The sequence below is a fragment of the Roseivirga sp. BDSF3-8 genome (assembly GCF_041449215.1).
Taxonomy (GTDB): domain Bacteria; phylum Bacteroidota; class Bacteroidia; order Cytophagales; family Cyclobacteriaceae; genus JBGNFV01.
In genome coordinates, this window is record NZ_JBGNFV010000001.1 from 5,596,560 (window position 1) to 5,608,862 (window position 12,303).

A 12,303-nucleotide genomic window follows, 5' to 3' on the forward strand; every position below is an offset into this window, starting at 1 on the left:
GCGTTATTATTGATTATTTTGAGCCACAGCAAACAGTGTCAAGTCTGTTTGCTGCTACTAACGATTCAAACCCAAAACTGATATGATCCAGAAAACGGTAGAGAATGCAGAAGCTGCTGTAAAGGACATTAGCGATAATATGGTGCTAATGCTCGGCGGATTCGGCCTGTGTGGCATTCCGGAGAACTGTATAAGCGCCCTGCTCAAGTCAGGTGTCAAAGGCCTTACCTGCATTAGTAATAATGCGGGAGTAGACGACTTTGGAATAGGCTTGATGCTACAATCCAGGCAGGTAAAGAAAATGATATCCTCCTATGTAGGTGAGAATGCGGAATTTGAAAGACAGCTACTACAGGGTGAGCTGGAAGTTCAGCTTATTCCTCAAGGTACACTCGCAGAAAGAATCCGTGCAGGTGGCGCCGGTATACCCGCATTTTTCACGCCTGCCGGTGTGGGTACAGAAATAGCAGAAGGAAAAGAGATAAGAGAATTTCACGGTAAGAAATACCTGATGGAGGAGTGGCTGCAGGCTGACTTCGCCCTGGTAAAGGCCTGGAAGGGTGATACGGCAGGGAACCTTATATTTAAGGGTACGGCACGTAATTTTAATCCCCTGATGGCCGCAGCAGGAAAAATCACCATCGCAGAGGTGGAAGAGCTTGTGCCTGCCGGCGAACTCAATCCAAATGAGATACACACACCTGGTATCTATGTACAGCGAATATTCCAGGGCTCAGGTTACGAAAAACGTATCGAGCAACGAACTGTCCGCGAGGCATAATTTTTTTCATCATCTCAAACTAGAAATCAATGGCTTTAGATAAAATCGGAATTGCCAAAAGAATTGCCCGCGAGATCAGCAATGGCATGTATATCAACCTGGGCATAGGCATTCCTACCTTAGTGGCAAACTACATCCCTGATGATATAGAGGTCGTGCTACAATCTGAAAACGGGTTACTGGGCATAGGTCCCTTCCCTACTGAGGAAGAAGTTGATGCTGACCTTATCAATGCCGGAAAGCAGACTGTGACTATGCGTCCTGGTTCGGTCTTGTTTGACAGTTCAGAAAGCTTTGCCATGATCCGGGGTGGTCATGTGCACCTTACTATTTTAGGTGCGATGGAGGTATCTGAAAATGGAGATATTGCAAACTGGAAAATACCTGGAAAGATGGTGAAGGGTATGGGGGGCGCAATGGACCTGGTGGCAAGTGCCGAAAACATCATCGTTGCAATGCAGCACCGGAGCCGGAGTGGCCAGAGTAAGCTTCTGAAGGAGTGTACTCTGCCCATCACGGGCATTAAGTGCGTAAAGAAAATAGTGACAGACCTCGCGGTACTGGACGTACTTCCTGAAGGAGGCTTTACGCTGGTAGAAAGAGCACCCGGCGTATCAGTAGACGAAATAAAGGAAGCCACCGAAGGAAAACTAGTCGTGGAAGGTGACGTGCCGGAGATGATTATATAGGAAATAATAAGGTGAACCTTTTTAAAATAAAGAGGTTCACTTGCTGTTAACTAATCACTATTTCCCTATGATGGACATCATAATCACAATATTGGTAAATGCGGTGGTCTTTCTACTGGCATCCAAAGTAATGAGTAGTGTATACCTCCGCAGTTTTGGCACAGCCATTTGGGTAGCCATATTGTTCGGTATCATTGGCTGGTTGCTGGGCTGGCTGTTTACCTTTTTAGTGAATGCATTGACGCTAGGCATTTTCTGGATAACAGGACTTAGTATCGTTATCAGAATTATCGTAAACGCGATTGTTATTGAAATTGTCGATAAACTCAGCAGTGGATTCGACACTAAAGGATTCAGCCCGAATATCATACTGGCCATACTGATAGCAATTGCAGGTGCACTGACGGATTACCTCCTTTACAGCACGTAAGTTTTTTGGCCTCAGAAAACAAGGGTCGTGCCATGGTGCGACCTTTTATTTTTTTATCCGACTTCTCAAAAAATCATGAAAACAGCTCTTAGCCTTACTCTTTTTCTTTCCTTTTGCGCATCAGCCCTGGCACAGGGCCGGGCAGCACTTGTGGAGGAAGATGATGTGTGGAAATATGGTATTCATTTTTCAAACTGGCAACAGGATGGTGGTGGCGGACTAAGTATCTCAACACCCTTTTACAAAGGTCTGGCCTTCCGCTTTAAGGGGCAGCTAATGATTCATGAGTACTTTAATCAAACCACCGGAGAAACCAATCTGGCTCAATATGCGGGAGGTTCTGCGGGTCTGGCATTTATAGTGGGGCGTATCGGCGAAACGGTAAGAATTTATGGAGAGGGTGGCCCTGTAGTTGTGATTCCATCAGAGGAACTGAGCAATTCGAATTCCAAATTCGGCGGATATGCATTATTAGGTAGTGAGTGGATTGCTTCCAGGTCACGAACCTATTTGTCATTCTTTATAGAAACAGGCTATGTTGGCACGCTCGCGCGTGCAGATCTGGCTCCGCGTAGCCCCTACTTTGCTACAGGGTTTATGCTCAATGCAGGAATCCGCTTACATCCCTGAAAGGGTTGACAGATCAAACAGTTCCCGTCTGCATATCCTTGTTTCCTGGGGGTAGCCTAGTGCATTATTAATATAGGTAACCCCATCGATTGTCGTTTCCCTGTTTACGTGACTATGTCCGTAAATATGGACATCGGCTCCGAAAGCCCGCACCTGCTTATCCAGCTTATTGGTACCTAGTACCGGATAAACTATACGATGGTGATCAGGAATGTACGTAGGCATAACATCAATCCGGGGCAGGTAGTGGCTGTAGGTTACAACTCTGGAGGCTTCCGGCGTTCTGACCTGAGACTTATTTCGATCTAAAAAGTGCTTGGTGACGGCCTCCATGTCCATGCTGTCGGGCCATCTGCACCAGACGAAGTCCTGCCACGCATCTCTGAGCTTAGGGGTAAGTTCACCAAAACTGAAATCATACCAGGCATAGAGAGGTACTATATACGTATCCCCTATAACGCGTGGCCGGGTTTCCACCCCTGCATCTATAGCCATTGAGATCAGTTCTTTTTCCTTATCCAGACTGTCTCCCGCATAGTTCACTGTCCAGAGGTCATGATTTCCTGGTATAAAAAACACCTTTTTGAACTTAGCGGTAAGAATTCTAAACGTATCCTTTACCACTTTCAGGTCATGACCTATATCTCCAGCCATTATCAGAACATCTTCCGTATAGTCCTGATGACTCAGGTTGGCAATCCATTTATAATTTTCAGGGAAATCAGAATGAATATCAGACAGGGCAAATAGACGCATGGCGCAAAAATGAGAAAATCTATGGTAACGCCACACTTATAAAAAAAATATCCTCCAAAAGCTAATGCTAAAGGAGGATTTCCCATCTACAAGGATATTAGTTAAGTCAGGAATTAGCAGATGGTAATTTTAATGCTTTGTGGCTTTTTTGAGCCTTTTCAGGGCATTATCCGCTGAATCATGAAGCTTATACACTTCTTTATTCGTTTTATCGGCTATCTGACTGCCGCTTTTACGCAAGGCACTTGAAATTTCGGCACGAGTTTCTTCACCAGACTTGGCGGCCAATAGAACTGCTCCGGCAAACCCAACGACAAATCCTCCCAGTGTTAATGTAACAATCTCCAGAGTATTATCTTTCTTAGGTTCCGGCACGATCTCCTGGCCCCCCCAAAGGGCACCAACCCTGTTTTTGAAGTACCTTCCAAAATTATCTAATATATCGTGCACTTGCTCTTTGCGCTTATCTGTGGTATTTCTCATATGCAACCTTAATGTTTAAAAAAGTTAGTTCCTTGTATTTAGGAACCCACATATGGAAAAAAGGTTTTGAGGGATTAGGATTTAGGGCAAAAAAAGAGGCCTCGGCATTTCTGCGCGAGACCTTTCAACCAGCTATATGATTCAAATATACACCTTGATTTTTAAATATCACCACCTATTAGACTAACAAGCAAAAATTAACGATGAATACATATATTGACAAGACAAGGTTATTTGCTGAGTATCGTAAACTCTACGCGGCGATTAATCTGACGGCCTTCATCAGTTTCGTTAGTCGCTTCCGGCTTAGACTCTCCGTGTCCCACTGCGGTAATTCTGTCTGCTTCAAAGGTCTTTTGCACCAGGTAATCACGCACAGCATCTGCCCTACCCTGTGATAAGGTTTCATTATATCCGTCAGATCCTTTATTATCTGTATGTCCGGCGATTTCAATCTTAAGCGTGGGGTTCTCCATTAATAAGCTGACTACTCTGTCAAGCTCAGGATAGGATTCAGGACGTAAAACTGTTTTATCGAAATCGAAGTATATTCTGTCAAGCCTTACCGTCACGCCGACTTCCAGCGGGGTAAGGTACAGGTTTTTCATAACGGTTAGCCCATACTCGCCCGGCTCCTCTACCGCTACACTATCGAAAAGCTCAATAAAACCTTCTTCTTTAATATGGAAGTAATAGATGCCTTTAGATGGTAGTGGTGTTTCATAGAAACCATCCAGTTCATCAGACTGGACAGTTGTATAAGGTATGCTCACACTATCTATGCGAACATCTGCCGCAACCGCATCATCAGTTTTGGCATTAAGTACCATGCCGCTGAGGGTAATGACAGGTTCCGGCTCAGGCTCTTTGACAATAGGAACCAGGCCGAGAATATCGAGTCCCCCACCATCAGCCGACATGTATGCCCTGGTGGTAAAAGCTGTTTCGCCTGCAGCATCAATCGTATAGTAGGCGTCGAACCCTCCCGTATTTACAGGTTCGCCAATATTTTCAGGCTCTGACCAGTTTTTCCAGGTATCATCCAGTCTTACAGTTTTATAAATATCGCTATTACCATATCCGCCGGGGCGGTTACTCGCAAAGTACATGGTTTTATTATCAGGAGCTAGAAAAGGCCCGAACTCATCCATGTGGGTGTTGATAGGGTCACCGAGCTTCTCAGGCTCGCTCCATGAACCATCATCCTGCTTGTAGCTGGCATATATGTCACTGTATTTGCTCTTAGCTCTTTCACTAAAGTACATAAGAAGTACCTCGTTATCATAAGACAGAAAACCCCCGGAAAACATGCCGTTATCCATATCTTCGTACTTAGGTATATCCAATTCAACAGGGTCACTCCAGCCTCCATCATCTTTACGTGAGGTAAGGCTAAAGCCCTTGCTGTTTTTCTTTTCACCTCCGCGGATGAGCAGGGTATTCCCGTTTAAGGAAATACTCATTACCTGATTGAACCGGTTTCTATTTAGGGGCTCCTCCATACGGACGGCTTTGCTCCAATTTCCTGTAGAATCTTTACGACAGTACCAGATGTCCTGGCTATTGTCCACTCCGTACTTATTATCTGGATGATTGGCAATAAAAAAATATAGCGTGGACCCATCCGGAGCAACAAGGGGAGCTGAGTCATTAAAGCGGCTGTTTACATTGAGGCCTAACTTGACAAGCTCATGAGTTGGTTCTTCATATCCCTCCTCAATTTCCTGGGCCCACCCTGTATTTATGTATAGAAATATAAATAATAAAAATATAACTTTTCTCATTACACCGGTTATTTTACCTCAATTGTAAATCTAAAGGAATAGGGTATACCGGACAGTGCAAAAATACTCATCAAAGTACAAGCAGATGATATTCAGACAATGAGAGAGAGCACCTTATAATGATGGCGGACTGGTGTAGTATCTGAGGTTATTTTCGAAATTTAGAACAAAAACAACCCTCCCTTAGACATGAAATGAATTACAAATATGAATTTAATAAGAACTCATTCGCTCTTATCCATAATGACAGCATGTGAATTAATTTTTAATTTTGACGCATTTTTTCGTACATTAAAGTACCCGTTATTACAGGAAAGCAGTAGTACGGACATCATTACCAATTAATAACTAAACATTTATTATCCCTATGAAATCAAACACCTCTAAACTTCAGGCAATCGAGTCAGAAGAAATCGACCTTAAAGGTATAAAAGCCGGGCTTGAGGCAATCTACCCTGATCCTTTTGATGACCCCTGCTGCACAGTTTGTGGGCTGCTGGGTACGCCCGAAAAGATCAGCTAATGATCACAGGCACCGAAAAGATACGTCCGACCCCGGAAACCGGGGCCGGACGTTCTGTTTCTCTGGCAGTTACCTATGATCAGTATGACCCGCCCATACTGGAAACTATACTGAGGCACGCAGATGTAGTTGAAATTGCTCCTGACTCGATATCACGCCGAATTAACGGCAGGGCTCAGATAGACCCCCGATTTATAAAACAACTTCAAAACCTTCCATCAGGTAAGCAAATAGTCGTTCATGGCGTTGGACTCAGTATAGGCTCTGTTTCAGGCATGAATGAGGATTACCTGGAACTACTGGATATTTTATACGGTGAATTACCTCTCGCATGGCATAGCGAACACCTGGCATTTACGACAGTAAACGGTGAAAACCTGATGACGATGGTCGCTATGCCCAGGACGGATGAAAGCCTTGATATCCTTTCAGAGCATGTACACCAGTTGAAAGAAAGGTATGCTATCCCGTTTTTACTTGAAAATGTAGCCCATGTGCTGCCGGCATTCGAACCACACTACACGGAAGCTGCATTTTTGAATAAGTTATGTGATCAAAGCGGCTGCGGATTGGTATTAGATACGTTTAACCTGGAATGTGACATTGATAATTATGAGCTGAACGCGGAGTCCTTTCTCCATGAACTCAAAATGGAAAACGTAAAGGAGATTCATATCGCTAACGGACCTGTGAAGGAAGGTTTTAAGTTGGATGTGCACCAGTTTCCTACTAGTGAGAGAACCAGAAACTTCACCACTGAGGTATTGAAGACACCTGGCTGTAACCCTGAAGCTATCACTTTTGAAATCCTGCCTGAACTACTCCCTGCCCTTGGCCAGGAAGGGCTGGATAAAGAGCTGAAGCTGTTGAACAGAACCTTTGTAAAAAAATGAAGCTAGAGGAATTTCAGCAAAACGTACTGAATGCTCTCAAGGAAAGATCAGGCCCTAGCGATGAGCATCCTTATTTTACAGACCTCCGGGGTAGTTATGTCTATAAACTGACTCACGAAACAGTGGTTTATTGGCGTACTTCTCAAATATCACGCCTTTGCGTCCTAACCACGCGCTATCTGAATTCAGTTAACCGACTGGGTGAAGTAATTATGGAGCTTTATAAGAAATATGCACTGTCTAACTTTGCTGATGAGGTGAGCTTTTCCTTTTTGGATAAAATGGCTGAAAGTGAGGACCACATTCTGGCCTCAGTAGCTGCCTTTGAGCGGGCAAACCTGGCCAGGCGTTTTGGTAGAGAGGTGCCAATGGTAACCAAGTGGAAATGTGAACCCACGGCTATACTACATGCCCTGATGAAAAACAACTACTCTATAGAGGCTCAGAAGCCCGGCAGCTTTATTACGCATGTGCTGCCAGAAGTTTCCCAAGGATTTGAAATACACAGCAGTGAAGAGTGGAGCAAAAAACAAGATGAAACTTATTATCAATATTAAATACCGCTTTTATGAAAAAAAATAAAATTGAATTAAAGAGATTTAGTATTAATAGCTTCGTTACCACCTTTAAGGACCGCGAAGGAAATGCGGTACGTGGAGGAGGATGTACACTTGGCTGCCAGACTTCGGATACCATAGAAACAGCTTGTTCAAGTGGAGCAACTCAGTTGAAGGAAGAAGCTGTATTATGTTAAATCACCACGAACTTAAAATTAAAGGCTGCCGGCAAGATTGCCGGCAGCCTTTAATTTTAATGTGGACCGTATAAGGAACAGTTGTCTGTACTAACATACAACTATCACTGAAAGCGGACATGAAAGTCCGGAAGCCCAGTCTGATCTAACTTATTTCTTGAGCTTCAACTTGATGACTTCAGCACCTGCATCGATCACAAGTTCAATTATGTAATTCCTCACAACTTTGTTCCTGAATACGGTAAGCAATGCAACGCCTCCGACAACTGATAAAACCGGCTTCCAATTTCGCATATTAGAGTATTTTTAATTCCTTCTAAAATACAAACTATTGATTTAGCGAAAGGTTTGGTATCGGCGCAGAGAGGATAACATACCTGAAAGAAAAGGCCAGAGGGGAACAGTAGCCATCACCCTGATATCCTGAAGGATAGTTGTATCTTCATCCAAAAACTTCAGGACTGTGGCCGGAGAATTTTTTTTAAACAGTGTACTAAAAACATCCGCCGCAGGGTAGCGTTCGTTTGCCATTACATCCAAAAGGGTGCTGTCATATAACCTGAATCTTTTACTACCCGGGGGCACAATAGGTTTTTTACCGGCTTCAAGCAATCTCACTAAAGCATCGGCCTCCTTTTGGATACGGGTAAATGTATAGCCCGTGGAGGCTTTGGCCATTCCACCTGCAGTACCAATATGGAATATATTACCCTCTACCCTATCAAATTGCATCTCACTCATAGGAATAGAACCAAACTCCTGATGAGTAATTTTAAAGGGCTCTTTAATAGATGTATATTCTGAGATATAGCTACGTAGTGCCTGATTGTAGGATTCAGGAGGTAGAAGTGCGGGTGAAAAAACAGTAAACTCTATCAGGGCTTCGTTTTCTGAGAAGGGAAGAATATAAATGAAACGTGCCTCTCCTGGCTCCTGTTTGATCCGGAAATCCATAAGGGTGGCCGATTCAGGCTCAAAAGCACCCTGAGATGTTTTAATAAACCATCCTTTAAAATGCTGAAAGTAGGTAATAGAATTTGGGGTGAACTCTGGCCGTAAGGCACTATTAAAAACATACCTACAGGATATTTCTCCGGCATCTGTAAGCACTTCTGCGCCATTATCTGTATTTCTGAGCTCTTTTATGCTAGTATGAAGAAAAGAGAATCGATCATCCCCTTTCAGGAACTCGTAAACGTAGTCATAAAAATCAATCCCTTTCAACATTTTATAACGGTAGGGGTGCAGATTCAGATCTTGTTTACCGTTTGTACCAAAGAAGCTAAGATGGTCCCAGGACCGGAAGATGATATTTTCAAAAGGCCCGTTGTTTTCCTCCCAGAAACACCAGGTACGATCATTTTCCCGTTTCTTACTGGAATCAACTATGACTGCACTGAAGGTCAGACTGCTCTTAGCCAAACGGTATGCTAATGAGAGACCTGCGCATCCTCCGCCGGAAAAAACAAAATCGTAGTATAGTTTACTTTTACTATTCAAGATTATTTAATAAACTGCTCCCTGAATGGCAGGAAAAAAACACATGTACACATTTTCTGTACATCCCTGGTTTGTAATTTATACGCATTTATAATTTAAACATCAGTTTTTATGAAAAAGATGAAAGTGAAATTAGACTCTCTTAATGTAGAAAGTTTCGTAACTGAAAACGTTAAGGCAGGTGCTGACAATATTGGTAAACCAACTGTAGTAACCTATGGGTGGTGGTCATATTGCTGCGGTACTTATACTGAAGCCTAACAATATTGAAAACAGGCAGTCTTATTTAAAGGCTGCCTGTTTTCATTTAAGATAGATTGGCCAGCATCACCCTGGTTTTGCCAACTATGAAAAAGCTTTTACTACCAACCGATTTTTCAGGATGCGCTCAAAATGCTCTTAATTACGCCCTCCTGATCAGTAAAAAATTGCAGACGGACATACATTTGCTACATGTATACCCCCCGGTTTACAATTTTTCCTCAGGTTCTGAAGAATATGAACAGAAGCAGGAGGAGGATGCTAATCAAAAATTCGACGAATTACAGCAAAAAATATGGCAGCGGGAGGAATTCAGACGTATCTCTATTACGCGTGAGACACGAAAGGGAGACGTGATTTCCGAGATAATAGATATTGCAGAAAAGACTCAGGCGGATCTGATTGTGATGGGAACGCTTGGAGCCGGTGGTATCAAAAGCATAATCGGAAGTAATACTTCTGAAGTTGTCCACAGCGCTCCTGTCCCGGTACTTTCCATTCCCGCCAATTTTCGGCCGGACAAAGTAAGGAGAATGATTTTTGCCACTGACCTGAATACCATGGATATTGGCGCGATAACTACCCTTGCGCCAATTATCAGTAAGCTGAAACTACCGCTGGAGGTAGTGCATGTATATCCGGAACATGACGAGGAGGAAGATATGTTGTACCGGGGGTTTGTAGAAAAAGTGAAAGAAAATATACCTACAGCCTCAATCACTTTCCATAAGATAAATACAGATGATGTAGAAAGAGGACTTGCCAGGTTTACTGATGATTATGGAGATGCTATTCTTACAATGACTATATATGAAAAGGAGTTTTTTCACAAGTTACTTAGTCAGGATATTGCCGAAGAGATGGTACTGGGCGGCACAACTCCTATGCTTGTGCTCCGGGGCAAGAAATAATGGCTCCTGATAATTAAAGAGGTAACACCTTTACCTCTTCAAGGATAATTTCTGATACTTTCTCCAGCTCTCCGGCCTTGTATAAGCTATCCAACTGTATAAGAGGTGTGCTTTTTTTCTTAGGTTTGAAATTGTGGTAATCTATAAAAGTAATACCATCTATCGTGCGCCTGTTGAAAGCTTTTCTAAAGCGGACTCCCCCCCCTTCTGTTTTGTAACTATAAGCCATGTAATCAAGTGAGGAGTCTTCTGAATCAAACCAATAAAGGAACAGGTCTTCGTAATCCTCTCCCCCGCCCTGTTCATCGAAGCTAACCTGAATCCTGTCGTATATTTTACCTTCAACCTTAGTCTTACCTTTGTAAGCTAAATTTACCGCAGGGTCTCCCAAGGGGTAAGGGAGCAAGGCAAAATACCATACAGAATTTACACTTTGAGAGTACCTGTCTGCCATTTCTTCCCCAATACTCACTTCTTGGCCATTGACCATACGCTTAAACCCTTGGTTATCCAGCTTATCCAAGACATTACCTGTGCTATCGGAAAACTCTCTGGTATAGGTGTAGATACCTCCCTCCCGGCGGGCTGTATAATTTCTTTTTCTAAAGGTGAATGAAATCATCGAAGACTCGTACCGTTCACCTCCGTGACTTGCTATGGCACGGGAAACAATCTCAGAAGCCTTATCGGAAGTTTCTGGAGGGACATTTTCTTGTGTTTTTTCCTCACTGCAGCCGACAAACACAATGACGAAGACAGATAATAAGCGTATGATTCTCATATTTAAGACAGACGGTATTCTTAGTTGCAGGGTTAAATAATATTTATCAATTGCAACCTCAAGCCATTTACAAACGAAAAACACCCGCCGATTCAGCTATCGGCGAGTGTTTTTATTATAGAAAGGATTCTATCAGAAGAAAAGCGGCAACCTGGTCTCTCCTTTATTGATAATGTAACCTACTGTGACCTCATGAGTACCATTGGTGTAATCGCTGACGTTGCCGGTAACAACATCGTATGAGTACCCAAAATTAAAATTTTGCTTAGTGAAAATACCCAGCATTACACTTATAGCATCCTGATGGCGGTAGCTCACGCCTCCCCATAACATTTGATTCCATCTGGCTTTAAGGTTTACGTCAAACAGCACATCATCAGCGGTCTGGATACGTACCAGGGTGCTAGGCAGTAGTTCGAGTTCGGGGGTTATTTCTGCGCGATATCCGGCAGAAATGTAGTGCCCTATAGCAAACTCTGGCTCTTCCAGGCCTTCCGGCGATGAAATAGCGCTTTTAACGATCTGATTAGCTGCATACCCAAAGTACATCTCTGTACTATATACTGATATTCCAGCATTGAGGTCAAAAAAAGACATGCTGCCACTATTTTCCATAAGAGCAAGGTAGGCAGGGTCGTTTACTTCTCTGACTATGACATCTCCCTGCTCTATGCCATTATTGCTGATTCCGGCTGCCACACCAAGCGAAGCGGAAAACTTACGGTCCAGCGCCAAGTGATAGGCATATGAGACAAGTCCCTGGGTAGTACTGAAGGGCCCCATGGTGCTGCGTCTCGCAAATACTCCGAGCCCATGAGTTCCTGATAACAGGCTTCCGCTACTGCCCCCGGTGTAAAACTTCCCCCCTCCGGAAGCGCCTCCGCTATTTCCCAGGGCATCAACCATAAGGTTAACACCGGCAAAGAATGAGGATGGCGACTGATCAAATCCACTCCATTGCTGACGGAAACCAGCCCGAAAATCGATCATTTCATCCGCACCTGTTGCAGCCGGGTTATAGAGGTAAGGCACCTGCCAATACTGACTAAGATGATAGGCAGACTGTGCCATAGCACTCTGAACCAGAAATACCAGCAGAATTACACACGCTAATTTTTTCATTATAC

The 12,303-nt window shown here is 43.5% G+C and carries 17 protein-coding genes; 10 read left to right on the forward strand and 7 right to left on the reverse strand.

Going from position 1 to position 12,303, the window contains the following annotated elements; genetic code table 11:
• The first annotated feature begins 82 nt into the window (after positions 1 to 82).
• The 4 genes from AB9P05_RS22755 to AB9P05_RS22770 all read left to right on the forward strand — a co-directional run bounded on the left by AB9P05_RS22755 (position 83) and on the right by AB9P05_RS22770 (position 2,530).
• On the forward strand, positions 83 to 781 hold the full coding sequence (locus AB9P05_RS22755; RefSeq protein WP_371911141.1) for a CoA transferase subunit A: 699 nt from the start codon (positions 83 to 85) through the stop codon (positions 779 to 781).
• A 29-nt stretch (positions 782 to 810) separates the two neighbouring features.
• Positions 811 to 1,470: a 3-oxoacid CoA-transferase subunit B gene (locus AB9P05_RS22760; protein ID WP_371911142.1), complete on the forward strand. Its 660-nt coding sequence runs from the start codon at positions 811 to 813 to the stop codon at positions 1,468 to 1,470.
• A gap of 67 nt (positions 1,471 to 1,537) precedes the next feature.
• On the forward strand, positions 1,538 to 1,900 hold the full coding sequence (locus tag AB9P05_RS22765; protein WP_371911143.1) for a phage holin family protein: 363 nt from the start codon (positions 1,538 to 1,540) through the stop codon (positions 1,898 to 1,900).
• Positions 1,901 to 1,975: 75 nt separating this feature from the next.
• Positions 1,976 to 2,530 (forward strand): hypothetical protein, encoded by a 555-nt coding sequence (locus AB9P05_RS22770; RefSeq protein ID WP_371911144.1) that lies wholly within the window; start codon positions 1,976 to 1,978, stop codon positions 2,528 to 2,530.
• On the opposite strand, the gene AB9P05_RS22775 is transcribed toward AB9P05_RS22770, so the two are convergent.
• From AB9P05_RS22775 to AB9P05_RS22785, 3 genes are all read right to left on the reverse strand, one after another.
• Positions 2,519 to 3,286: a metallophosphoesterase gene (locus AB9P05_RS22775; protein WP_371911145.1), complete on the reverse strand. Its 768-nt coding sequence runs from the start codon at positions 3,284 to 3,286 to the stop codon at positions 2,519 to 2,521. The two genes, AB9P05_RS22770 and AB9P05_RS22775, sit on opposite strands and share 12 nt — an antisense overlap.
• A 129-nt stretch (positions 3,287 to 3,415) precedes the next feature.
• Positions 3,416 to 3,769, reverse strand: coding sequence for a YtxH domain-containing protein (locus tag AB9P05_RS22780; RefSeq protein WP_371911146.1), 354 nt, complete (start codon positions 3,767 to 3,769; stop codon positions 3,416 to 3,418).
• A 230-nt stretch (positions 3,770 to 3,999) separates the two neighbouring features.
• Positions 4,000 to 5,553 (reverse strand): OmpA family protein, encoded by a 1,554-nt coding sequence (locus tag AB9P05_RS22785; RefSeq protein ID WP_371911147.1) that lies wholly within the window; start codon positions 5,551 to 5,553, stop codon positions 4,000 to 4,002.
• 367 nt (positions 5,554 to 5,920) lie between these two features.
• Between AB9P05_RS22785 and AB9P05_RS22790 the strand changes: the two genes are divergently transcribed.
• From AB9P05_RS22790 to AB9P05_RS22805, 4 genes are read left to right on the forward strand one after another with little or no spacing between them, the layout of a single operon-like run.
• Entirely contained in the window at positions 5,921 to 6,076 is a 156-nt protein-coding gene (locus AB9P05_RS22790; protein ID WP_371911148.1) for a hypothetical protein, read from the forward strand.
• A complete protein-coding gene (locus AB9P05_RS22795; RefSeq protein ID WP_371911149.1) occupies positions 6,076 to 6,969 on the forward strand; it encodes a DUF692 family multinuclear iron-containing protein in 894 nt (297 codons plus the stop codon). Before AB9P05_RS22790 ends, AB9P05_RS22795 begins: the two co-directional genes overlap by 1 nt.
• The gene (locus tag AB9P05_RS22800; protein WP_371911150.1) at positions 6,966 to 7,526 is read left to right on the forward strand and encodes a hypothetical protein; all 561 of its coding nucleotides are present in this window, start codon (positions 6,966 to 6,968) and stop codon (positions 7,524 to 7,526) included. The genes AB9P05_RS22795 and AB9P05_RS22800 overlap by 4 nt, the downstream gene beginning before the upstream one ends.
• Before the next feature lie 11 nt (positions 7,527 to 7,537).
• Positions 7,538 to 7,723, forward strand: coding sequence for a hypothetical protein (locus AB9P05_RS22805; RefSeq protein WP_371911151.1), 186 nt, complete (start codon positions 7,538 to 7,540; stop codon positions 7,721 to 7,723).
• A 150-nt stretch (positions 7,724 to 7,873) separates the two neighbouring features.
• On the opposite strand, the gene AB9P05_RS22810 is transcribed toward AB9P05_RS22805, so the two are convergent.
• A complete protein-coding gene (locus AB9P05_RS22810) occupies positions 7,874 to 8,017 on the reverse strand; it encodes a hypothetical protein (protein ID WP_371911152.1) in 144 nt (47 codons plus the stop codon).
• Between the two features lie 42 nt (positions 8,018 to 8,059).
• A complete protein-coding gene (locus tag AB9P05_RS22815) occupies positions 8,060 to 9,223 on the reverse strand; it encodes a lycopene cyclase family protein (protein ID WP_371911153.1) in 1,164 nt (387 codons plus the stop codon).
• A gap of 111 nt (positions 9,224 to 9,334) precedes the next feature.
• Between AB9P05_RS22815 and AB9P05_RS22820 the strand changes: the two genes are divergently transcribed.
• Together AB9P05_RS22820 and AB9P05_RS22825 are read left to right on the forward strand one after the other, a co-directional pair.
• Positions 9,335 to 9,484: a hypothetical protein gene (locus tag AB9P05_RS22820; protein WP_371911154.1), complete on the forward strand. Its 150-nt coding sequence runs from the start codon at positions 9,335 to 9,337 to the stop codon at positions 9,482 to 9,484.
• A gap of 86 nt (positions 9,485 to 9,570) precedes the next feature.
• A complete protein-coding gene (locus AB9P05_RS22825; RefSeq protein ID WP_371911155.1) occupies positions 9,571 to 10,395 on the forward strand; it encodes a universal stress protein in 825 nt (274 codons plus the stop codon).
• A gap of 13 nt (positions 10,396 to 10,408) precedes the next feature.
• On the opposite strand, the gene AB9P05_RS22830 is transcribed toward AB9P05_RS22825, so the two are convergent.
• Entirely contained in the window at positions 10,409 to 11,176 is a 768-nt protein-coding gene (locus AB9P05_RS22830) for a DUF6503 family protein (protein WP_371911156.1), read from the reverse strand.
• A 132-nt stretch (positions 11,177 to 11,308) separates the two neighbouring features.
• Positions 11,309 to 12,298: a type IX secretion system membrane protein PorP/SprF gene (locus tag AB9P05_RS22835; RefSeq protein WP_371911157.1), complete on the reverse strand. Its 990-nt coding sequence runs from the start codon at positions 12,296 to 12,298 to the stop codon at positions 11,309 to 11,311.
• Between the last annotated feature and the right edge of the window lie 5 nt (positions 12,299 to 12,303).